We start from the raw sequence: 24,389 nt of genomic DNA on the forward strand, positions 1-24,389 counted from the left end.
CGAATGAAAACAATCATCTGCCGACACTGTGACATGACATCAGAGATCCCAGATATAAAAACTGGACACACAGCTAAATGTATACGCTGCGAACGCGTGATCTATAATAATAGTGCCTGCCATCCTTCTGCTATGTTAGCGTTATGCTTATCGGCACTTATCATCAGTGTTCCTGCATTTAACCAACCATTAATCTCATTGCATCTATTAAGTATTACTGAAGATACCAACTTAATACAGGGTGCATTAATGATGATCGACATCGCCCCGATTGTCTCTTTTGTGGTGCTATTTTGTGCGGTCATTGCCCCAACAATGCTCATTATCAGTATCGCCATTAGTAGTGCTTGTTTAACTTTCCAGTATAAACCTTCGTTTTTACCCAAAATATTTAAGATAACACGGCACTTGATACACTGGTCTATGCTAGAGGTGTACATGGTTAGCCTGATGGTCGCGATGTTTAAGTTAATGAATTATGCAGACCTTTATATAGGCTTTGGCTTCTATTTCTTTATCGCCCTACTGCTATTAAATATGATGATCATCAGTAACTACAGTAATCATCAATACTGGGAAAAGTATAATAACCTATGAAAAAAGTGGCTATTCCAGGGGTATCAGGAAAAAAACAAGGCTTACATGTTTGTTCTACTTGTGGAAATTACAGTGAGCATCAAACGCATATTTCACTTTGTCCTATTTGTGATAATCAAATCTACCTGCGCAAAAAAAATAGTCTTCAAAAAACATGGGCACTATTAATTACAGCCATTATATTTATCATTCCGGCTAATGTTTATCCAATCACTTATCTATTGAAGAACAATATACTATACCCGGACACCATATTTAGTGGCATCATATCTCTCGTGGATAGCGATATGATAGGTATTGCAATTATTGTATTTGTTGCCTCAATATTGGTGCCCATTTTAAAAATCTTTGCACTCATTTTTATTCTGCTTGCAGTACAATTACGCTGGCGCTTATCAGCAACGAAACAATTATTAATTTTCACCTTTGTCGATTGGATTGGGCGATGGTCTATTCTAGATCTATTTGTTATTTCCATCATGGTCGCGGTATTTGATAAAGGGAACCTACTGTCTGTTTACCCTGGTATTGCAGCTACCTCATTCACCATCGTAGTAATAACAACTCTATTTGCAGCTCACAGTTTCGATACCCGTTTAATATGGGATGCACAAACTCTCACTGATACACAGAATAATAATATTCAGGAACGATAATATAATGACTGATGATCAAACTCAAAATCAAGCAACCATTGCCAAGAAAAGCTTAATTTCTCCTATTTGGTTTTTGCCTATTGTTGCAGCACTACTTGGACTTTGGATCTTATTCCAAAATATAACCCACGCCAATACGGTCATAAAAATTCATTTCGAAAATGCAGATAGTATCATCGTCGATAAAACACGGATTCGTTATAAAGGTGTCATTGTAGGCACGGTAAAGAAGATTGAATTAGACACCAGCAGTGGTGTTAATATCATTGCTGAAGTCGAGTCTCATGCAAAATTTATGTTACGTGAAAAAACACAATTTTGGTTAGTGTCGCCGAAAGCTTCACTTACTTCGATCACTGGTTTAGACACCCTTTTTTCTGGTAGTTATATCAACCTACACCCTGGTGATGGTGATGATGCGACAAATTTCAGTGCAGTGACTGAACAACCAATTACCATACCAGATAACTCCCTGTTGGTTAATTTACAGAGTGAAAATGCCGGTTCTATCCGTGTTGGGACACCTCTTTTTTATAAAAATATAGAAGTCGGTGAAGTCGTTAGAGTACGTTTAGATAAGAGTGATCAATTCGTTAATATTAAAGCGTTCATTAATAAGAAATATAGCCACCTAATAAAGCAAGATAGTAAGTTTTGGAATATTAGTGGTTTAAGAGCCAACGTATCCACGGCAGGGGTCGATTTTCAACTGGATAGCCTTACCTCTTTGATAGCAGGTGGTATTACATTCAATTCCCCCCATGATAGTAAAACATTAATAGATAATAAATCTTTTACCCTTTACGATAATATTGATGCTAGTAATGCAGGCATTACTGTTGAGCTAAGTTTAAACAACATCACCAACCTTCCGAAGGGGGCAGGTATTATTTTTAAAGGCCATGGTATTGGTCGCATTACTGATATTAGTTATTCTCCCGAACAACAAAAGTTCATTGCAACGGCTTCGATCAACCCACAGTTTAGCGATATGATGACCGATGGTGCACAATTTTGGCTAGAGAAAACAGCCCTTTCTTTTGCTAAAATTGAAAACCTCGGCAATATTATAACCGGCGACTTTATTGGCTTCTCACCAGCAGCAAAGTCCACAGAATCACGTTCACCGCAAAGCAGCTTTATTGTGCGCCAATCAAAAGCGCCTATCGCACCAGTATTATCTCTGCTTTTATTAGCAGATGATGCCTCTGGCCTCAGCGTAGGTAATCCAATCTCTTATCAAGGTTTACAAATTGGTCAAATAGCAGAACTTGATTTCTCTAAAAATGGACAATTTATAGAAGCGATAATAGAAATAGATCATCAGTACCAATATTTAATAAATAGTAGTAGTCAGTTTTATCTTCTCAGTGGTATCAACGTAAAAGCATCATTAAAGGGGGTAGAAGTACAATCATCGCCTTTACAGAATCTAATATCTGGTGGAATTGGTTTACATAATAAATTTCCTGTTAAGAAAACAGCGACACCCGTTGCCTTGAATGACAACATACGTTTTAGGTTATATCCCTCGAAGTCGATGGCAAAACTAGGAAAAAATGTATTTAGTAAACCAATGCATATATCACTACTGAGCGAGAAACTGCCTTCCGTCAGCGAAGGCTCTCCGGTCTATTATCAGAAATTTCCGATCGGTGAAGTGAGTGGTTTTGAAATAGATGATTCAGGCTTAATGCGCACCAAACTGGCGATTCAAGGTCAATATAAACACCTTATCCAGAAGCAAAGTGTATTTTGGAATATCAGTGGTTTTAAAGTCAACGCAGGCCTTTCTGGTGTGAATATTGAAGCAGATTCTCTATTGGCGATTGCAACTGGTGGTATTGCCGTTGATATAGCTCCAAAAGGTATCAATACGAAATTCAAAAATGGTGCCTACAAATTATTTACAAGCTACCAAGCAGCTACACAACCGACGAAAAAAATTACCATCACCTTCAACGAAGGTTATGAGTTACAAGTTGGTACTAAGTTACGTCTTAAAGGTTTAGTTGTTGGCGAAATAAACGAGCTCGTTTTAAACAGTAATAACCGAGTTGAAGCGATCATTGATATTGATCCGGCGTTTGTGAATAAGGTGACACGACAAGGTACTCGATTCTGGATAATTCGTAGTGACATTTCACTAGCTGGCGCAAAAAATCTATCAACTTTAGTTTCTGGGGTTTACCTGAATGTATTACCAGGTAAAGGAAAGTTAGCAACAAGCTTTAAAGGGGAAGGTAGTGCTCCCGTATTGGCTAATAAAAATGTGGGTCTACCGATCGCGCTATTAACGGATAACGGTGGGTCGACAGATATTGGTAGTCCCTTATATTATCGACAAATTCAGATTGGTGAAGTGATTGATAAACAGTTAACAGAGGATGCGTCAGGTGTTGAAATAACCCTTAATGTCTATCCACAATATTCACATCTTATTCGTGATAATTCTATCTTCTGGCCAGCTTCTGGTTTTAATTTAAATATTGGCATTACTGGCGCAAGCTTAAAATCCACGTCACTTGCTTCATTGATTAAAGGCGGAATCAATATGAGTACGGATGATTCGGTGGGACTCAAACCGGCTGCCAATGCATTTACACGTTTTGAACTTAAAAAAGAGTTTAATGAAAAATGGTTAACCTGGAAATTAGCGATTCCAAAACCTTAAGTTAAACCATTAGTCATGATATATTACGCACACTGCTACCATGACGTCTCATGGCTAGCTTAGTGTGCGTTTTTGTAAGGATTAACCGTGACTAACCAAGTAGAAAATAACAAACTACTGCCACAAGCTTTTATCGATAAAATGGCAAGCATTCTCCCAGAGCAACTCTCTTTACAAGATTTTGTAGATAGCTGCCACCAACCTTTACGACGCGCAATACGTGTTAATACCTTAAAGATATCTGTCGATGATTTTAAGCGTCGTGCCATAGAGCATAAATGGCAATTAACCCCTATTCCTTGGTGTGCAGAAGGATTTTGGATTTTTATTGAAGAAGAATTAACACCACTAGGCAACAGTTTTGAGCATTTAGCGGGACTGTGTTATATCCAAGAAGCAAGTTCAATGATGCCAGTTGCAGCATTGTTTCATTTTTTTGAAGCTGGTAGTGACAAATCATTGTTAGATGCCGCGGCTGCACCGGGCTCTAAAACCACACAAATAGCCGCTAAAATGGACAACAAAGGGCTGATTGTGGCCAATGAATTTTCCGCTAGCCGTATTAAAATGCTACACGCAAATATCCAACGCTGTGGTATTAAAAATGTAGCACTGACACATTTTGATGCGAAGATATTTGGTAATTGGTTACCCGATACCTTTGATGCCATTTTATTAGACGCGCCCTGCTCTGGTGAAGGTACAATCCGCAAAGATAAACTTGCGATGAAAAATTGGAATCAAGCTGCAATTGATGATATCGCTACTATGCAGCAAGGGTTAATCGAGAGTGCTTTTCATGCACTAAAAAAAGATGGCGTACTCATCTACTCAACCTGCACGCTTAGTCTGGAAGAAAACCAACAGGTATGCCATTCATTACAACAAGCATATCCTGACAGTATCGAATTCTTAAACCTTGATTCACTTTTTGAAGGTGCAGATAAAACCGTTACTGAAGAAGGTTTTTTACATATTTGGCCTCAGGTTTACGACAGTGAAGGTTTCTTTGTTGCCGCACTACGTAAAACAGAAAAGAGCAACCCAGAACGCGCTAAAAAAAGATTGGGCAAATTCCCTTTCATCCGCCCTACCCGCCAAAAAGAAGCAGAACTTTATAGTTACTTCGAAACACAATTTGGCATCACTGACATAGATGGCATGTTATATCTACGTGATAAAGAGTTTTGGTTATTCCCAGACAATATTAAACCAATTATTAATAAGATGCGTTTTTCTCGATTGGGTATAAAAATTGCAGAAGAATTTGGCAATGTTCGTAAAACAGGATTTAAAACTCAACACGAATTTATTATTGCTTTTGCAAATCAAGCCACTAAAAACATTGTTGAATTAGATTCACTACAAGCTAAAACTTATTATCAAGGTGTTGATGTTCGTGGTGTAGAAACAAAAGGGGTATCAGGTGAAGCGTTAGCAAGTTACCGTGGTCAGATTATCGGTATGGGTAAAGCCTTAAATAATCGCTTTAAAAACAATTTACCAAGAGAATTAATTCGCGATAAAAACTTGTTTGATAAGTAAATGAAATTATCTGCGCTTATTTTATTTACTTGGTTAACTGTGCTGATGTTATTGGAGTTGATGCTCACACTCTATTTGATGAAGTCTTCCCTAAACATAAACTTATTTGATCATCATTCATTAGGGTTATGGGGATGGTTTCAGCAGAATATAATCGTACTGTTTCAGTAATATATTGTTAGTGGGCTCTATTAAATAAACTCACTATTGCACCTCAAAAACAGATGCGATAGTGAATTTTTATAACTGATTAAATTTACTGCTTACGCCACGTTGTACCGTTTGCACCATCCTCTAAAACAATCTTTAGCGCAGCTAATTTATCACGAGCATCATCCGCACTTGGCCAATCTTTATTTGCACGCGCATCATTACGCTGCTTGATTAACGCTTCAATCATCGCAACTTCATCATCAGATTCATCACCTTGCATGAATTGATCAGCATCTTGGTATAACAAACCTAATACGTTCGCTAATGACACCAATAACTGCGCTAACTCTGCGGCTTGTTGCTTGTCTGTTGCTTTAACACGGTTTAGCTCTTTCGTTAGATCAAACAATACCGCTAATGCTTCTGGTGTATTAAAGTCATCATCCATTGCCGCACAGAATTTTTCATAGAACGGGCTATTTTTATCAAGCTCATTGCCAATCAATTCAACGTCTCGAATTGCAGTGTATAAACGTTCTAAACTTGCACGAGCTTGCTTTAAATTATCTTCTGAGTAGTTTAACTGGCTACGGTAGTGACCAGAGATCAAGAAGTAACGTACTGATTCGCTATCATAAACGTCTAATACATCTTTAATAGTAAAGAAGTTATTTAACGATTTAGACATTTTCACTTTATCAACTTGTACCATACCTGAGTGCATCCAAGTATTTACGTATTCACCATGGTGTGCACAACAAGATTGCGCAATCTCATTTTCATGATGTGGGAATGAAAGATCAGAACCACCGCCATGAATATCAAATACTTCACCTAAATGTTTATTGTTCATTGCTGAACATTCAATATGCCAACCTGGACGACCGTTGCCCCAAGGAGATACCCAATATGGTTCATCAACTTTAGCCATTTTCCACAACACAAAATCCATCGGATTATTCTTGCTTTGTTTTTCTTCTTCATCAACACGAGAGCCCGCTTGAAGCATCTCTAGATTTTGCCCACTTAATTGGCCGTATTCTTTAAAGCTTTCTACAGAGAAAAGTACATCACCATTGCTGGCTACATAAGCATGATTTTTGCTGATCAGTTTTTCAATCATCTCAATAACTTCAGGCATATGTTCGGTAACACGAGGCTCTAAATCAGGACGCAGCATATTTAAAGCATCAAAATCTTTATGCATCGCATCAGTAAAACGACTTGTTAACTGATCACAGGTCTCACCGTTCTCATTAGCTCGCTTGATAATTTTATCGTCAACATCAGTAATGTTACGAATAAAAGTAAGGTCGTATCCGCTAAAACGTAAGTAACGCGCAACAGTGTCGAAAGCAACAAAAGTACGTCCATGGCCAATATGGCAATAATCATAGATAGTAACACCACACACGTACATGCCGACTTTGCCAGCGATAAGGGGTTTAAATTGTTCTTTTTGTCTAGTTAGTGTGTTGTAAATCTTTAACATCTGTTTTCCATCTATGCGAAATAAAAAGGGTATTCTAACCTGCTCGAGTAACAAATTCACCCTTTGTATTTATTGAATTAAGTAGATCGGGTATGATAACGTTTTTTATTATAGACAGGATCTGATTATGATTACTTTACACACAAACTTCGGCGATATTAAGATTGAGTTAAACCATGAGAAAGCACCAAAAACGGCTGCTAACTTTATTAAATACGCTGAATCAGGTCATTACGATAATACTATCTTCCATCGTGTTATTGATGGTTTCATGGTTCAAGGTGGTGGTTTCGCTCCAGGTATGGAAGAGAAAGAGACTAACAAGCCAGTAAAAAATGAAGCAAACAATGGTCTTTCTAATAAGAAATACTCAATAGCAATGGCACGTACGATGGAACCGCATTCAGCATCTGCGCAATTCTTCATTAACGTTAACGACAATAAATTCTTAGACTTTAAATCAGAAACATCTGATGGTTGGGGTTACTGTGTGTTTGCTGAAGTTGTTGATGGTTTCCTTATCGTTGATAAGATTAAAGATGTTGCTACAGGTAACTTTGGTTTTGTACACCAAGATGTGCCACTTGAAGATGTTGTTATTAACAGCGTAACAGTTGCTTAATGATGAAAACGCTCTTTATTGCTGACCTACACCTAAGCGAACAACACCCTAAAATCACGCAGGCGTTATATACTTTTTTAGAAAAAAATAAAACAGATATCGATGCATTGTATATTTTAGGCGACTTGTTTGAAGTTTGGATCGGCGATGATGAGCATACGCCATTAATGGATGAAGTCGCTGAACAATTATCTCAGTATTCATCAATTAATGGTGTGCCAATTTATTATATTCACGGAAACCGTGATTTTATGATTGGCAAAAGATATGCAAAACAATCTTCCATGCAACTTTTACCTGAGCATTATGAACTTGACCTATACGGAACGAGTACGCTGTTAATGCATGGTGATACGCTATGTTTAGCGGATAAGAACTACCAAAAGATGCGTAAGGTAATTCATAACCCTGTTCTGCAATTTATTTTTAACCTTTTACCATTACACTTTCGTAAAAAAATTGGTTGGAAAATTAGAACGGCAAGCCAATCTAAGAAAGTTCATAAGAACAACAATATGATGGGCGTGACACAGAGTGAAGTTGAACGACTATTAGTAAAACACAATTGCACTACCCTCATTCACGGCCATACACACCAAGTTGCAAAACATCAATTTGATATTAACGGTCACTCACATCAACGTATTGATGTCGGCGATTGGTATCATAAATTTAGTTACCTTGAAGTAACTAAAGAGAGTGTTGAATTACATATAGAGAAGGTTGAGTGAGTGACAGTTAATAGTTTTTAGCTGTTAGTTATTAGTAAAATCAAAACCTTCCCCCCTACCATTCCTGCGCATCGCAGATTAAATCCCCCTTTCGGACAATTGTCGGTCTAAAGCCACGACCTACAAAGCAAGTATTGTAGTTACCACTCGGTCTATTTGGGTATTGCTTGTCGGTCTAAAGGTGCAACCAATGAGGTAAAGAGTGAGGGTTGGTGTTCACGCTAATCACGTAATCGAAGATTCACCACATTTACAGGCTCCAACTTCAGGCAATTCTCGCGTTAAAACTGACCTTTAATTCTATTTTTCAGCCATAAAAAAACCGACTAAGAGTCGGTTTTTTTAAAGCTAAGTTAATATTACATTTTTGAATAATCTAATGTAATTGCAGCAGCTTCTAACAAGAAAGCATCAATCGGTTCAAAATCATCTGGTAGATCATCAATCGATTCAACTTCAGGTAATCCTGCACGTTTTAAACGTTCATTACTGCGTACTAAAGCCTTTGCTTCTTTCTCTTTGCGTTGCTTAATACGTTCACTTTCAACTAATGTAATCGATGTTTCATCTTTTTCTTGTTGATACTCTTTGATATCAGCATCAAGATAAGTGAATTCGACTTCACTTTTTATCCGCTGTTGATGCGATTTAGTGAGTTTAATAACATCATCGTTGAGATCAGTAAATTGTTTGTATTGCGCAGATTTAATATTATCCCATGGCAATGCATTTTTTTCTAAACTTTCACCCGTCTCTTCATGCTCGATAGCGGTAGGGAAAAGAATGTCTGGAATAACACCTTTATGTTGGGTACTACCACCATCAATTCGGTAGAATTTTGCAATCGTATATTGAACAGATCCAATAACATCTGCATCTTCATCATAAAAACGAGAAATACGACGATGCTGTTGCACGGTACCTTTACCAAATGTTTGTTCACCAATAATAATCGCACGCCCATAATCTTGTAGAGCAGCTGCAAATATTTCCGATGCGGAAGCACTATAGCGATTAACAAGCACGGTTAACGGACCATCGTAACTAACGTTTTTATTAACATCAGATTGAACTTCAATTTTATTACGACTATCACGTACTTGTACAACAGGGCCTTCACCAATAAATAAACCCGTTGATAATGTCGCTTCAGAAAGTGAACCGCCACCATTATTACGCAGGTCAATAATAACCCCTTCAACATTTTGTTTTTTTAGCTTGGTAAGCTCTTGATCAATATCAGTACTGAGATTTACATAAAAGCTTGGGATCGTAATAACACCAATTTTTTTACCGTCAATCTCTTCAACAGAGGATTTTGCTTCCCTATCTTCAAGGTGTATTTTCTCTCTTACAATTTGAATAATACGATTTTCATCACCCGCTTTACCCGATTGGATTTGTAACTGAACGGTAGTGCCTTTCGGCCCTTTAATAAGGTCAACGATATCATCTAAACGCCATCCGATAATATCGACAATTTTTTCACCATCTTGACCAACACCGATGATTTTATCGTCTTTCGAAATCTGTTTTGAACGTTCAGCCGGGCCGCCGGGTACAAGGCTTCGTACAACAGTATAGTCATCTTCAAGCTGTAACACTGCTCCAATGCCTTCTAAGGATAGATTCATCTCCATCTTGAAACGTTTAGCATTGCGTGGTGATAAGTAGCTAGTATGGGGTTCAATAGTATGTGAATAAGCGTTCATGAATGATTGAAAAACATCTTCACTTTCAGTTTGTGTTAACTGTTTAATTGCACTGTTATAACGTTTTGTTAAACGTTCTTGAATATCAGGCCACGCTTTACCCGTTAATTTTAGCGATAAAGCATCAGATTTCACTTTCTGCTGCCAAATTTTATCTAGCTCTGAGGATGTGTTGGCCCACTCAGCGTCACTGCGATCAAATTGATAGCTTTCATCGACATCAAATTTAATTTCGGTCTCTAATAAAGAAATAGCATAAGCATAACGTTCATAACGACGAGTTAAATTTAATTGAAAGATATCATAAGCAGGCTGAACTCGACCCGTTTTTAAACTATCGTCTAAAGCGAACTGATAAACACTAAGTTTATCAATATCGCTTTGTAAAAAGATTTGTTTATTAAAATCTAACTGTTCGATATAACGTTCAAATATCTTTTTTGATAATCCATCATCAAGGGGAGTAAATTTATAATGTGAGCGACTATATAGGTCGCTCACTCTTTTCACCACTTTTGCATGTTGTTCTTGTTGCGCTAATTGCGGAATATCTTTGACATCGAGTGTTGCGGATGCAGAAAAAACAGCGCCAGCATAAAGCGTACTAACAATAATAAGGGAGTGGCGAAAAAATTTATTCATTAAAATACCTTTTATATGATTAAACGTTAAGTAATCGCTATACGATTAAATGTTTAGCTTTTACTTTTACAGTCATGCCAGAGTTTAACTGAACTTGTACATCATCTTTCATGATTTCTACAACGACACCAGAAACTGGTGATTTGCCCAATAAAACTTTAACATCTTGTTTAATTGATAATTCAGAATGTGTTGCTTCTTTATAGTTACTTAAATCTTCAACAACTTCTTTCTTAGGCGTAACTTTTTTATTGCGAGCAGGTACGTTTACTTTTTTAGGAGCACGTTTTGGCTTTTCTTCACTGTTATTAGCGGCTGCAGCTTTTTTCTTGTGAGCAAACGCTTTATCTTTGCTTTCTTTTAATGTTTTTAAAGCATGTTCTGCATGCTCTTCAGAGACTTCATCACCTTCTACACCATCAAGGTCAACACGCTTTATTGCTTGCTTTACGCAATGCAGGTAACGCCAGCTCAAAGTATATTGACGTAATGCGCCACGTAATTGTGTTTTGCTTACACGTGGCTCTTCAGCCAAACGAATTGCAAGCTCTTGAAACAAACCGATCTTTAAAGGTTTTGCTTCAGCACTACCTAAAGTGAAACATAAAGGGTATTGCTCAGTTAAAAAAGCAATGATCTGTTTGTTATTTGTAAATTTTTCTGTGTTTTCCATGTAACGCCTAAATGATTGATGCCAGTACGCTGGCGAAAAGTAATTTTTAATACCGAAATATTGCCACATTATAGTGATGCTCAGCCTAAATGTGAAACTTAATTTAACTTTCCCTGATTTTTTAATTAGTTAAGCTTTCAATATATACAATTCTTAGCATAAAGGTTAGTTGTTTCATGTTGATAACGATCACAACCCTTTCTCTTTGTTGTAAAAAAGCGTAAACTTTGCGACCTACAAGAGCCCTTGCAATACAGATTATTATTGCCCTGACTTGAACTCAGAAGAGAAAATTATGAAACCAGAACTACTTTCCCCTGCAGGTACCCTAAAAAACATGCGTTATGCATTTGCTTATGGTGCAGATGCCGTTTATGCCGGGCAGCCTCGTTACTCATTGCGCGTAAGAAATAATGAATTTAATTTAGAAAAATTAAAAATCGGCATTGATGAAGCGCATGCACAGGGAAAACAACTTTTTGTTGTGTGCAATATCCAACCACACAATTCTAAGCTAAAAACATTTATCCGTGATATGAAACCTGTTGTGGATCTCAAGCCTGATGCATTAATCATGTCTGATCCGGGTCTTATCATGATGGTACGTGAAGCGTTTCCTGAAATGATTATTCACTTAAGTGTTCAAGCAAATGCTGTTAACTGGGCAAGCGTTAAATTCTGGGAAGCACAAGGCATTAAACGTGTCATCTTATCTCGTGAGCTTTCTTTAGATGAGATTGAAGATATACGCCAACACTGTCCTGACATCGAAATTGAAGTATTTGTACATGGTGCGCTGTGTATGGCGTATTCTGGACGTTGTTTATTGTCTGGTTACATCAATAAGCGTGACCCTAACCAAGGTACTTGTACTAACTCATGTCGTTGGAAGTACGATGCACATGAAGCAAAAGAGAATGAAACAGGCGACATCGTAGCTATCCATAAGCCTGAACCTACTTTAGGAACAGGTCAAACTACAGATCAGATATTCCTATTACAGGAAGAAGGTCGTCCAGATGAATATATGCCTGCGTTTGAAGATGAGCACGGCACCTATATCATGAACTCTAAAGACTTACGTGCAATACAACATGTTGAACGTCTATTAGAAATAGGTGTTAATTCATTTAAAATCGAAGGTCGTACTAAGAGTTTCTACTATTGTGCACGTACCGCGCAGGTTTATCGTAAAGCGATGGATGATGCGATTGCTGGACGCCCTTTTGATCCTAAGCTGATGGGAACACTTGAGAATCTTGCACACCGTGGTTACACAGAGGGTTTCTTAAGCCGTCATACACATGATAAATACCAAAATTACGATTACGGTTACTCGATCAGCGATACACAGCAATTTGTGGGTGAAATGACTGGCCGTAATGAAAATGGTCTGGCTGAAGTAACCGTTAAAAATAAATTTTTAGTGGGTGATGCACTTGAGCTGATGACACCGCAAGGCAACATTAACTTTAAACTCGAACAGTTACAAAACCGCAAGGGTGAATTAGTCGACGTGGCGCCAGGTTCTGGTCATGTTTTATACATGCCAGTACCAAAAGAGATTGATTTAAGCCATGGTCTCTTAATGCGTAACTTGACCAATGGTGCAGATACACGTAATCCGCATAAATAATGGCATTATTAATTAAAGATAACTGCATCAACTGTGATATGTGCGATCCGGAATGCCCGAATGAAGCAATCAGTTTTGGTGCAGAAATATATGAAATTGATCCCAATCTTTGTACTGAATGTGTGGGTCACTATGACAAACCTACTTGTCAGGCTGTATGCCCTATCAATAACTGCATAATCGTTGATCCAGATAATGTAGAAACTGAACAGCAATTAATAGATAAATTTGCCACTATTCATGCTTAAGACTCGCGATGCAAACGCCTGCTAAATTTTTATCAGGTTCAATTCTTAAACATGTTATCTCCATGTCCACTACCAATGCGGTTGGTTTAATCGCTATTTTTATGGTGGACTTGGCAGATATATACTTCATCAGTTTATTACACGACACGACCTATACAGCTGCAATCGGATATGCCAGTGCAATTCTATTTTTTATCACGGCTATCGGAATTGGATTAACCATTGCAAATAGTGCAATTACATCGAAATATATTGGCCAACAACAACACTATGCTGGACGTCGATACATAAGCCACATATCCCTTTTCACAACGCTCTTTAGCGTATTAATTACATTTATTATCTGGTTATTAGCACCGCGATTATTATCCTATCTTGGTGCTGAAAATGAAGTGCTGACCGAAGCAACAAACTATTTGCGTATTATCATTCTGTCACTACCTATTCTTGCATTATCTATGCAGATGAGTGCAAGCCTACGCTGTTTTGGGCATGCTAAACATGCTATGTATGTCACCTTACTTGCTGCGATTGTAAATGCATTATTAGACCCTTTATTTATATTTGTAGTAGGTTTAGATCTACAAGGTGCAGCCATTGCTTCACTAATAGCTCGCATCATCGCATTCGGACTAAGCGTTTTTTATGTAGCTTTTAGATACAAATTGATAGCCTTTCCAACGTTGTCGGGCTTTCTAATGGACACAAAAATAATTATCAATGTAGCATTTCCCGCAATACTCACACAAATTGCAACCCCATTAGGCAACCTTTATGTCACTTATGAAGTAGCAAAATTTGGCACCGAATATATAGCAGGTTGGGCAATTATAGGACGCCTTATACCCGTTGCGTTTGCATTAATGTTTGCTGTTTCTGGCGCAATAGCCCCAATCATAGGACAAAATTATGGAGCAAATAATTTCAAACGCTTACGTCAAATACTCACCGAAAGCATAAAATTTATGACCACTTATTGTTTAGTCATCTCATTATTTTTATCGTTGGGGCAAGAAATTATCGTCAACATTTTTAATGCACAAAATGAAACGGCTCAAATTATCCGTATTTTTTGTCAACATATTTCTATCACTTTTATATTTACAGGTATTACCTTGGTCTGCATGGCATTTTTGAACAATCTTGGTTACGCTAAATATGCAACACTGCTCAATTTAGGAAAGGTAAGTTTTGGCACAGTGCCTTTTGTTAGCATTGGCGCGATTTATTTTTCCGCACCAGGTATTCTGTATGGTCAAGCATTAGGCACCATTGTATTTGCAGCTGTTGCACTAATGCTAATGTTTCATATTCTGAACATGATAGAAACTAACGAGAAAGCAGATAATAAACTAGAAAAGGCAGATCAATCTTCAACTAATTGATCAACTTCATTATTTTTTTCAACAAAACTTGTTCTAATACACAATCATACAAACGGAATACTCACTTTATAATGCGATTTTTACCTATATATTTCAGCTTAGCGTTTATATCCGCTTGCTATCAAACAGAATCGACAATCACGGATACTTTGCTTTATTGTAGTGATAAAGCACCGCACTCATTTAATCCACAAATTAGTCATGATGTAGCAACACTCGATGCAACCACACATCAGCTATATAACCGTTTGGTAAAAATTGACCCTATTAGCCAACGTTTTGTGAGTGATATTGCACTTCGATGGGAAGTGAACAGTAAAAAAACTGAATATACATTTTATCTACGTAGAGATGTTAACTTTCATCACAATGATTATTTCACGCCAAGCCGACAATTAAATGCAGAAGATGTTATTTTTAGTTTTGATAGAATGCTCGCTAAAGAACATCCTTTCCATTTAACCAACGTTGTGGCGGAGACCTATTTATATAACCACCCTTTCTCCAACTTAGTTGCTGATATTGTTAAGGTCGATGATTACACGATTCGATTTATGTTGAATAAGTCAGATGCGACATTACTTGCTAACCTTGCAGCTCATTACGCTGTAATTCATTCTAAGGAATATGCACAACTTTTATTGGAAAATGACAATAAAGCACAAATTGATTACCTCCCCATTGGTACTGGTCCTTATCAATTCAAACAAAATAGTACGAAACGTCTTATTCGCTTCCAAGCACATACAAAGCCGTGGGAAAAGCCATCAAATATCAAGCAATTGATCTTTGATGTCACACCAAACAGTACCAAACGTTATGCAAAACTACTTTCTGGTGAATGCGATATCATCACTAACCCAGCTCCGAGTCAGGTAAAACAAATAAGTAAAAATGAACTATTTTCGTTAAGCAGCCAGCCAACGGGAAATGTTGCATTAATTGCCTTTAATACGAAAAGTAAATCATTGCAGAATAGCGATGTTCGCCACGCCCTGAGCAGTGCAATTGATCGTCAAACAATACTCGATGCCGTTTATTTTGAAAATGCAACTGCCGCAAATAATTTATTACCAAGTAACTCATGGGCATATAATCCACGCGCGCCACTCGTCTATTACACACCGGAACACAGTAGAGAGAAATTACAGAATGGTGAATTTGATTTTTCACAAACGTTACGTATTGTGGCACCAATAAAGAGTTCAATTTTCAACCCCAACTTTTATAAAACAGCAGAGTTAATTCAATCCAACCTAGCCACAATTGGCGTCAACACTGAGATAATTCAATTACGCAATGAAGAGTTAAATGCTACCCTTATGGCTGGTGAGTACGATCTTTATTTAACCGGCATTAGCCCTTATATAAAAGATCCTGATAATCTATTTAGACCACTTTTCAGCTGTAGTTCGAATCAAATAGAAGGTAATACAGGACAATGGTGCGATACTAAAGTACAAGCTTTGCTCGATAATACATTATTAGAAACGAATTTCGTGCAACGAGTAAAAAACTATTATCAACTTCAGGAATATACACAAGATCAACTTATCTATCTTCCTATTGCTCACCTGTTGAGATTTGACGTGTTTAATAACAATATTTCTGGTTTACAGATGAACCCTTTAACCGGAATCGATCTTCATTCAGTAAATAAAGTTCCCCCTTTGACTAAGGAACAAATTAAATAATATGTTTAATTATCTGATTCGACGCTTATACCTACTCTGTATTACGTCAATTATTCTCACTATCATTGCATTTTCAATTCAACATCTGACGGTTGGAAATACGCTTGATAGTAATGTTTTTAGTCAATACCTTGATTACCTAATTTCAATATCTCAGGGTGAATTGGGTGTGTCAGCACTTGACAATCAACCCATACTTAAAACAGCATTAATCGCTTTTATCTCTACCTTAGAGCTGTGTTTCTTCGCCTTCATATTTGCCAGCATTATTGGTGTACCGTTAGGTATTTTAGCGGGGTTAGAGCGGAATAGAGGGATTGACTACAGTATTATGTCAATCGCTTTAATTGGCTTAGCATTGCCTGTTTTTTGGGTTGCGATTATCTTTACTATGCTACCTAATTTAACAGGTTGGGTAATGCCTATTGATGGTAATATTAGCGTTATTTACGAAGTGCCTATGGTCACTGGGATTATGCTAATTGATTCATTACTGGTTTCTGAACAATATCAATTGTCAGCATTTTATAATCATCTGGTGCACATTGTTTTGCCAGCGACAGTGTTAGCTATATTTCTTATTTCTGAGATTATTCGCTTAACACGTCATTCGATCACGATGATTATGCGCAGTAATTATATAAAAGCGGCACATACAAAAGGCTTCTCTCGGCCACAAATTGTTTATCGACATGTTTTAAAAAATGCAATCCCCCCTATTATTCATCAATTACGGTTACAAATAAGCACCATCATCTCTTTCGCAATGGCCATCGAGATTGTATTTTCATATCAAGGTGCAGGCATGTGGCTATTCGTAAGCATCCAGCAAGGAGATTACCTTGCACTCTCTACGGCGATACTAATTATTTCAGGGTTTATACTTATTTTGAGTATTATCGTTGACCTACTTTTAGTGCTTATCTCTCCAACTAAAAGGAAGGTTTTATATGCTGATCAATAATGAATTTAACGAAGAAAAAATTCAATCACCACAGCAGTATATTTGGTCCATATTTAAATCTAAAAACATAGCAGTGGTCTCTATGTGGGCAGTCGTTGCGTTGATATTAATAGCGATATTCTGTCAATATATAATGCCTTACCCGCCAGCACTTCAGCACCCTGATATGCTGCTATTACCGCCCTATTGGGTGGATGGTTCGAATCCTGCACATCTATTAGGCACTGATGACCTTGGCCGAGACACTTTTTCACGGCTATTAAAAGGGATTCAATTAACACTGACCGGTGCACTACTCATTACTGTTGCAATATCCTTGTTAGGACTCATTATTGGGTCTACTGCGGCTTTATTAAAAGGTGTCAAAGCTAGTATCGTGCATCATCTGCTTGATGCGTTATTAACCATTCCAACGCTATTAACGGCACTAATATTAATTGTGCTCTTTGGCATGAGCTTTGAGAATAGTTTACTTGCTGTCTCGCTGTCATTATTACCACAATTCATCCGTGGTATTTATAACTGCATTGAAACAGAGTTGAATAAACAATACGTTGTTGCTCTGCGTCTTGATGGTTCAACTAATTTAAGGTTACTAAGATACGGGATTTTACCTAATATTATTGAACCTATTGTTACCCTTTTAAATCGTATTTTTACAATGGCGGTATTAGAGATAACCACCCTTGGATTTCTTGGTTTTGGTGCGAATTTGGAAGAGATTGAGCTAGGAGCTTTGATTGCTAAAAATCTTGACCTTATCTATATCTCACCCTACCTAGTGCTTTTTCCTGGGCTCGCTATTTTTATGATTATCATTATTTTTAATATTTTTGCAGAAGGTATTCGCCATGCAGTTATTGAAGGAGAAGACTAATGGCACTGCTTGATGTCCGTAACCTCAGTATCGATATTTTAACCGCACAGGGCAAGATACGTGTTATTGATAAAGCGACACTTAATATTGTTGATGGTTCAATACACGGCCTTGTAGGTGAATCAGGATCAGGAAAAAGTTTAATCGCAAAAGCTATTTTGGGAGTGCACAACGAAAATTGGATTGTCACTGCAGACCGCATGTTTTTGGGTAATATCGATTTATTAAAATTATCTTCAAAAGAACGAAGAAAAGTAATGGGCAAAGAGATAGCCATTATTTTTCAAAATCCACGCTCTTACCTCGACCCCAGTAAAAAAATATTCGATCAAATGCGCGAAGTACTGCCGGAAGGGAAATCTAAAATACATTTTTTGAATAAAATCGTTTCTAAATCGACACATAAACAAATAATTAAAGAGTTATTACATAAAGTGGGTGTGCAGAATGATCAAGAAGTAGTTCGCAATTATCCACATGAATTATCTGAGGGTATCTGCCAAAAAGTAATGATAGCAATGGCAATTGCAAATAACCCGCGCTTATTAATTGCAGATGAACCAACAACTTCAATGGAAGCCGTCACTCAAGCACAAATTTTTAGATTGCTGTATAAATTAAATCAGCTGCATAACACCACGATTTTATTGTTGAGTAATAACTTTGGTAGCATTAGCAATTTATCCGATTATATTTCACTCATTTATTGTGGGCAAACGGTTGAGTCTGGAAGTTATAAGCAGGTTCTCAATAGCCCAATGCACCCTTATACACAGGCGATGATTAAGACCATTTTAAATTATGATGAAAACCTAGACCATAAAAGTCAACTATATACACTGCCAGGTAGTATCCCTCCCGCCAATCAGCTACCAATTGGTTGCCGATTGGGACCAAGATGCCCTAAAGCACAGAGAACCTGTGTAACAAACCCAACTGCAGTTAACTACAAAGGTCATGTTATTCGGTGCCACTTTCCAACATTAGATGAAAAATAGATGCAAACACTACTTAACATAAATAATCTTTGCAAAACATATCGCCGCAGTAACGGAATATTTTCTTCAACGTTACAATATGCTTATCGAGATGTTAACTTTTCTTTAGATAAGGGCAAGACAGTCTCTATTATTGGAGAAAGTGGTTCAGGTAAGAGTACATTAGTACAAACTATTGCGGGGCTACGCACACAAAGTAGCGGCGACATATATCTGCAAGGACAATCACTTCGAAACATCAGCGTTCAAGATCGTTGTAAATCAATTCGTATGTTATTCCATGCGCCAAGTGAATCACTCAACCCTAAAGCAACGATTGGTCGTATTTTAACTGCGCCATTAAAATTAAACAGTAATATGACAGCCATACAGCAACAGCAGCAAATTAAAAACACCCTAAGTCTTGTTGGTTTACTGCCCGATTATCTGTCATTTTATCCAAACATGCTCTCTAGCGTTCAACAACACCAAGTAGCACTTGCAAGAGCGATGATTCTTGATCCAGATATAATTATTGCAGATGAGATATTGGCAGGCCTCGATATTTCTTTACGTTTTAAGTTGATTAACCTACTTTTAAAGATACAGGAGCAAAAAGGGGTAAGTTTTATCGTAGTTGCCCACAATATGAGTCTAGTAAGACATATCAGTGATCATATCATTGTGATGAATGATGGTGAAATTGTAGAAAATGACATTACTGAAAATGTATATAATTCACCAAAATCTAGTAAAACAAAACATCTACTACAAAGCCATAAACCTGATTACAGAAAATAAGAAAGTTTGATCTAAAATGTTCTTATTATTTTTTAGTTTTTAAAAGTAATAAACAACATACAGTTAAAAGATATTTGTTATTACAAGTGTATTCATGTACAACTAGCAATATATAAAAAAAATATCACATCACGGAGTAGATTTTGTATGAACGAGTATAAAAAAAGTCTCTGGGTAAGTAATCTTATTGTGTTGCTATTCGCTATATTAGCAACCGTTATATGTAAATTAACGTTTAATGAGATGCTTATTCAGCAACAAACAGTAACCGCAACCAAAGTTAATGAACAGATCATTAACAGGCAATTAAATGGCGAATTACTAGCTCAACTTGTTGACTATAATGTATTTAATTATATAAAAATCAGCCCAAATAAATTAAGCAATCCGTTAATATTCGAAAATACAAACTTAAGTACTATTGATGCTTTATTAGGTGACATTAAGGCAACCGCTTTTCTGTCAAATAATGGATCAACTTTATTTGAATATAAAACCAAAAATAGTCAGCTACTCGCTTTGATGAAGCAGGTACTATTGGTTATTTACTTTACCTTGATTTTAATTTCACTATCAATAACCTTTCTTTATTATCGTTTGTTCAAAAAAATTGAAAAAACATTAATCAGTGAGATCTCAGAAGATAGTAATACTGTTGGTTCATTCACTAAGGTTTCTGAGCAGTTACACGAACAAAAAAAGCAATTTCATCGCGCATTGCAGAATCAAGAAAAACAGATTTTACAACTTGCACATCAAGTTAATATGGATAACTTAACCGGGCTCAATAATCGCCACGCATTTCGTAAAGCATTAACAGATATACTCAGCAGTGAAGAAAACCAACAACATGCTATTTTATCAATCATTCGTGCTAGTGAATTAAATACCATCAATTCACAACGTGGTTTTCAACATGGTGACGAATATATCGTCAGTATTGCAAATTTAATCAGCAAAGTAACAGAACGTCATTCAAGCTCATCACTTTACCGTATCAGTGGTTCTGATTTCGCCGTTATTACTCAGGATATGAGTATCAGTGACGCACAGATAATGGCTAAGAATTTAAAAGTTCAATTTGACCAATACCAAGCATTAAATAAACTCGATAGTGTCGCATATAATGGTATTTCATCTATCATATCAGGACAACTACCCGAGCAAGTGCTCGCTCGCACTGACCTAGCATTAGCAAAAGCACAAACTGAAGGCGTTAATAATTGGGCATTTGAACAATTGGATAGTGATGAAACTCAGTTTGGTCAGCAACATTGGCGCAATATTATCGAAGAAATTATTGCTAAAAGAGCACTGATGTTATTACATCAACCTATCCAAGCGATACACCGTAACATGAAAGGCTACCAAGAAATATTCACCCGTTTTATTGGTGAAAACAATAGTATGATCCCAACTGATACGGTTTTTGCTATGGCACAACGTGTCGACCTTAGTGTGAAACTTGAAAAACTAATACTTGAAACAGTAATCAGCCAATGTCGTCATAAAACCGATGGCAGTGTGCGTTGGGGTGTAAATATTACTAGTGCTGCGATTCAGAACAGTAGCTTTATTGTTTGGTTAGAACGCTTACTATTACGCGAATCTAATATTGCAGCTTCATTGATATTTGAGATGCAAGAGGTGGTACTTGATAGTAACCTCGTTGCAAGTAAACGCGTATTTGATATGTTAAAACGTACCGGTTCACGTTCAGCTATCTGTAATTTTGGTAAAGGTATTGGCTCATTTCGCTTATTTAAAGAATTGAAACCCGATTTCGTGAAGGTTGATGCGAGCTTAATTAGTAACATCGAAAGAGACAGCGCTAATCAGCAATTTGTACGCATGATTATTGATGTAGCACATCGAATGGATTGTCGTGTTATCGCGGAGGGGATTGAACACCTAGAGCAGAAGCAGATATTAGAAAATATGTACATTGATGGTGTACAAGGCTTCTTGATAGCACGCCCTAGCCCACTTTAAACTATTATTTAGTAAAACCCTTAAAACTTGAGCCCTGTTTATGACAGGGCTTTTTGTTTACTTATATTAATACACATTACTCACGTCAATATACATTGACTCATCAATGTTAGTCGATGAAACCACTGCTTCATCAAAAGCATATTGTGCCTTCTCCCCTTCACGATCCAGTGGTAGGTTTTCAAAATCAAATAAATTTTTATCTGCTAATTGACTAGGGCTAATATTTTGCATTGATTTAAAAACACTCATGACACGACCAGGTGTTTGGTTATCCCAATCAATTAACATCGCTTTAATATTTTGACGCTGTAAGTTTTCTTGTGAACCACATAGGTTACAAGGAATAATTGGAAACTGTTCATGATTAGCATACTCAATCAGATCCTTCTCTCGACAATATGCTAGTGGTCTGATCACAACATTTCGTCCATCGTCTGATCTTAGCTTTGGTGGCATCGCTTTTAAACGAGAACCATAAAACATATTTAGGAACATCGTTTCAACGATATCATCTAAATGATGGCCTAATGCAATTTTAGTGGCGTTAATCTTCTCTGCGAAGGAATACAATGTGCCACGACGTAAACGAGAACAAAGCCCACAAGTTGTTTTACCCTCTTCTATTTTCTCTGTTACCACTGAATACGTATCTTTATCAACGATGTAATAAGGTATACCTAATTTTTCAAAGTAGTCCGGCAATATATGCTCAGGGAATCCTGGTTGCTTTTGATCAAGGTTCACAGCAATAACTTCAAAATTGATCGGTGCTGATTTTCGTAATTGCAACAGAATATCTAACATGGCAAATGAGTCTTTTCCCCCACTAATACAAGCCATCACAACATCACCGTCTTCGATCATATTGTAATCAACAATCGCATTACCAACATTTTTCTTTAGTCGTTTTTGAAGTTTTCTAAATTCAACCGGGGTTTCAATCTTTTCTTTGTTATTCATGACTACTTCTCATTTTGAGCTAATGTTCTATTTGGCATTATAAAAGGGGAAGTATACTAATTTTAAGATCAGGTTGGAATATTTAGCGTGAGATAGTTACTGAGTTGGTTTTGTATTTTGTAACAGATAAATATAAATTTTAATCTCCAAAACAGCGCCTTGTCATTAAATAATACTATTATAAAAAACAGTAATTTATGCTTTTTTTTTCGTTTTTATGCAATTTAGATGTTAATTTATTATTCTAAATCAAAGTATCTTAAAAATAATAAAACACCAAAAATAACCAACCAAAGCCATTGATATTAAAGAACTTCATGCATTTTGCTTTAGATCATTTTATTGGCTCTTTTAACTTATTTCATGTGCGATATAACAAATAATGATAGTTTTCATTTGATAGTCATTTATAATCAATTCAGCTAACAACATTATTTAAATTAAACATGGAGAACATCAATGAGAACACCTCTTGTAATGGGTAACTGGAAATTAAACGGTACTAAAGAATCTGTTTCTACACTTATCAAAGGTCTTGAAGCGGCATCTGATGCTGCAACAAATGTAGAAGTAGCAGTATGTCCGCCAGCTATCTTTATTGAGCAAGTTGCAACATTAACTGAAAACAACAGCATTGAATTTGGTGCACAAGATGTAAGCACAAACGTTGAAGGTGCTTACACTGGCGAAACTTCTCCAGTAATGGTTAAAGAATTCGGTGCTAAATACAGCTTAGTGGGTCACTCTGAGCGTCGTCAGTACCATAACGAAACAGATGCTGTTGTAGCAGCTAAATTCGTTGCAATTCAAGCACACGGCTTAGTACCAGTTCTTTGTATTGGTGAAACTCTTGAAGAGCGTGAAACAAACGTTACAACAACCGTTGTTGAAACTCAGCTTAAAGCTGTTATCGACCTTGCTGGTATTGAAGCACTTGAAAACTGTGTAATTGCATACGAACCTGTATGGGCAATCGGCACTGGTAAAGTTGCAACTTCTGAGCAAGCTCAAGAAGTACATGCACATATCCGTAACTGGTTAAAAGCACAAAGTGAAGTAGTAGCAGAAAAAGTACAAATTCTTTACGGTGGTAGTGTTAAAGCTGCATCTGCTAAAGAGTTATTTGCACAACCTGATATCGACGGTGGTTTAGTTGGTGGTGCTGCACTTATTATTGAAGAATTTGTAGGTATCATTGAAGGCGCTAAATAAGCCTCCCCTACTCATACTATAAAAGGCGCATTAAGCGCCTTTTTTTATGTCTAAAATATGTAACCATGGTACAAATCATCTTGAATGATATTTTATTATTACTCTATTCGTAGTTAGAATATCAAATGTAACATCACCGCTCA

General features: G+C 36.9%; 20 protein-coding genes. 16 read left to right on the forward strand and 4 right to left on the reverse strand.

Annotated features, from left to right (window positions below):
- Positions 1–3 precede the first annotated feature (3 nt).
- From QQK09_RS12275 to rsmF, 4 genes are all read left to right on the forward strand, one after another.
- On the forward strand, positions 4–597 hold the full coding sequence (locus QQK09_RS12275) for a paraquat-inducible protein A (protein ID WP_284204440.1): 594 nt from the start codon (positions 4–6) through the stop codon (positions 595–597).
- On the forward strand, positions 594–1,253 hold the full coding sequence (locus QQK09_RS12280) for a paraquat-inducible protein A (protein ID WP_284204441.1): 660 nt from the start codon (positions 594–596) through the stop codon (positions 1,251–1,253). The genes QQK09_RS12275 and QQK09_RS12280 overlap by 4 nt, the downstream gene beginning before the upstream one ends.
- Before the next feature lie 4 nt (positions 1,254–1,257).
- Positions 1,258–3,927, forward strand: coding sequence for a PqiB family protein (locus QQK09_RS12285; protein ID WP_284204442.1), 2,670 nt, complete (start codon positions 1,258–1,260; stop codon positions 3,925–3,927).
- An 87-nt stretch (positions 3,928–4,014) separates the two neighbouring features.
- Positions 4,015–5,472, forward strand: coding sequence for a 16S rRNA (cytosine(1407)-C(5))-methyltransferase RsmF (gene rsmF, locus QQK09_RS12290; protein ID WP_284204443.1), 1,458 nt, complete (start codon positions 4,015–4,017; stop codon positions 5,470–5,472).
- 256 nt (positions 5,473–5,728) lie between these two features.
- Here rsmF and cysS read toward each other — a convergent pair whose 3' ends face one another.
- The gene (gene cysS / locus QQK09_RS12295; protein ID WP_284204444.1) at positions 5,729–7,117 is read right to left on the reverse strand and encodes a cysteine--tRNA ligase; all 1,389 of its coding nucleotides are present in this window, start codon (positions 7,115–7,117) and stop codon (positions 5,729–5,731) included.
- 127 nt (positions 7,118–7,244) lie between these two features.
- On the opposite strand from cysS, the gene QQK09_RS12300 reads away from it, so the two are divergent.
- Complete coding sequence (locus QQK09_RS12300) at positions 7,245–7,739, forward strand: peptidylprolyl isomerase (protein WP_284204445.1); 495 nt, start codon at positions 7,245–7,247, stop codon at positions 7,737–7,739.
- Positions 7,739–8,470, forward strand: coding sequence for a UDP-2,3-diacylglucosamine diphosphatase (locus tag QQK09_RS12305; protein ID WP_284204446.1), 732 nt, complete (start codon positions 7,739–7,741; stop codon positions 8,468–8,470). The genes QQK09_RS12300 and QQK09_RS12305 overlap by 1 nt, the downstream gene beginning before the upstream one ends.
- Before the next feature lie 359 nt (positions 8,471–8,829).
- Here QQK09_RS12305 and prc read toward each other — a convergent pair whose 3' ends face one another.
- Positions 8,830–10,824, reverse strand: coding sequence for a carboxy terminal-processing peptidase (gene prc / locus QQK09_RS12310; protein ID WP_284204447.1), 1,995 nt, complete (start codon positions 10,822–10,824; stop codon positions 8,830–8,832).
- A 37-nt stretch (positions 10,825–10,861) separates the two neighbouring features.
- On the reverse strand, positions 10,862–11,497 hold the full coding sequence (gene proQ, locus QQK09_RS12315) for an RNA chaperone ProQ (RefSeq protein ID WP_284204448.1): 636 nt from the start codon (positions 11,495–11,497) through the stop codon (positions 10,862–10,864).
- A gap of 292 nt (positions 11,498–11,789) precedes the next feature.
- Here proQ and trhP point away from each other — a divergent pair, with 292 nt between their 5' ends.
- From trhP to QQK09_RS12360, 9 genes are all read left to right on the forward strand, one after another.
- Complete coding sequence (trhP, locus tag QQK09_RS12320; RefSeq protein ID WP_284204815.1) at positions 11,790–13,133, forward strand: prephenate-dependent tRNA uridine(34) hydroxylase TrhP; 1,344 nt, start codon at positions 11,790–11,792, stop codon at positions 13,131–13,133.
- Positions 13,133–13,381, forward strand: a complete 249-nt coding sequence (locus QQK09_RS12325; protein ID WP_284204449.1) for a YfhL family 4Fe-4S dicluster ferredoxin — start codon at positions 13,133–13,135, stop codon at positions 13,379–13,381. The genes trhP and QQK09_RS12325 overlap by 1 nt, the downstream gene beginning before the upstream one ends.
- An 8-nt stretch (positions 13,382–13,389) precedes the next feature.
- Complete coding sequence (locus QQK09_RS12330; RefSeq protein ID WP_284204450.1) at positions 13,390–14,766, forward strand: MATE family efflux transporter; 1,377 nt, start codon at positions 13,390–13,392, stop codon at positions 14,764–14,766.
- Between the two features lie 71 nt (positions 14,767–14,837).
- Positions 14,838–16,460, forward strand: a complete 1,623-nt coding sequence (locus QQK09_RS12335) for an ABC transporter substrate-binding protein (protein WP_284204451.1) — start codon at positions 14,838–14,840, stop codon at positions 16,458–16,460.
- 1 nt (position 16,461) lies between these two features.
- Positions 16,462–17,424, forward strand: coding sequence for an ABC transporter permease subunit (locus tag QQK09_RS12340; RefSeq protein WP_284204452.1), 963 nt, complete (start codon positions 16,462–16,464; stop codon positions 17,422–17,424).
- Positions 17,411–18,301: an ABC transporter permease subunit gene (locus tag QQK09_RS12345; RefSeq protein WP_284204453.1), complete on the forward strand. Its 891-nt coding sequence runs from the start codon at positions 17,411–17,413 to the stop codon at positions 18,299–18,301. Before QQK09_RS12340 ends, QQK09_RS12345 begins: the two co-directional genes overlap by 14 nt.
- Positions 18,301–19,299, forward strand: coding sequence for an oligopeptide/dipeptide ABC transporter ATP-binding protein (locus QQK09_RS12350; RefSeq protein WP_284204454.1), 999 nt, complete (start codon positions 18,301–18,303; stop codon positions 19,297–19,299). Before QQK09_RS12345 ends, QQK09_RS12350 begins: the two co-directional genes overlap by 1 nt.
- Positions 19,300–20,079 carry an ATP-binding cassette domain-containing protein gene (locus QQK09_RS12355; protein WP_284204455.1) on the forward strand — a complete coding sequence of 260 codons (780 nt, stop codon included), beginning with the start codon at positions 19,300–19,302 and terminating at the stop codon, positions 20,077–20,079.
- 147 nt (positions 20,080–20,226) lie between these two features.
- Positions 20,227–22,071 carry an EAL domain-containing protein gene (locus tag QQK09_RS12360; protein ID WP_284204456.1) on the forward strand — a complete coding sequence of 615 codons (1,845 nt, stop codon included), beginning with the start codon at positions 20,227–20,229 and terminating at the stop codon, positions 22,069–22,071.
- A gap of 66 nt (positions 22,072–22,137) precedes the next feature.
- On the opposite strand, the gene ttcA is transcribed toward QQK09_RS12360, so the two are convergent.
- Positions 22,138–23,034, reverse strand: a complete 897-nt coding sequence (gene ttcA / locus QQK09_RS12365; protein WP_284204457.1) for a tRNA 2-thiocytidine(32) synthetase TtcA — start codon at positions 23,032–23,034, stop codon at positions 22,138–22,140.
- A gap of 459 nt (positions 23,035–23,493) precedes the next feature.
- On the opposite strand from ttcA, the gene tpiA reads away from it, so the two are divergent.
- The gene (gene tpiA / locus QQK09_RS12370; protein WP_284204458.1) at positions 23,494–24,246 is read left to right on the forward strand and encodes a triose-phosphate isomerase; all 753 of its coding nucleotides are present in this window, start codon (positions 23,494–23,496) and stop codon (positions 24,244–24,246) included.
- The last annotated feature ends 143 nt before the right edge of the window (positions 24,247–24,389 follow it).

It is taken from the genome of Psychromonas marina (assembly GCF_030161115.1).
GTDB lineage: Bacteria > Pseudomonadota > Gammaproteobacteria > Enterobacterales > Psychromonadaceae > Psychromonas > Psychromonas marina.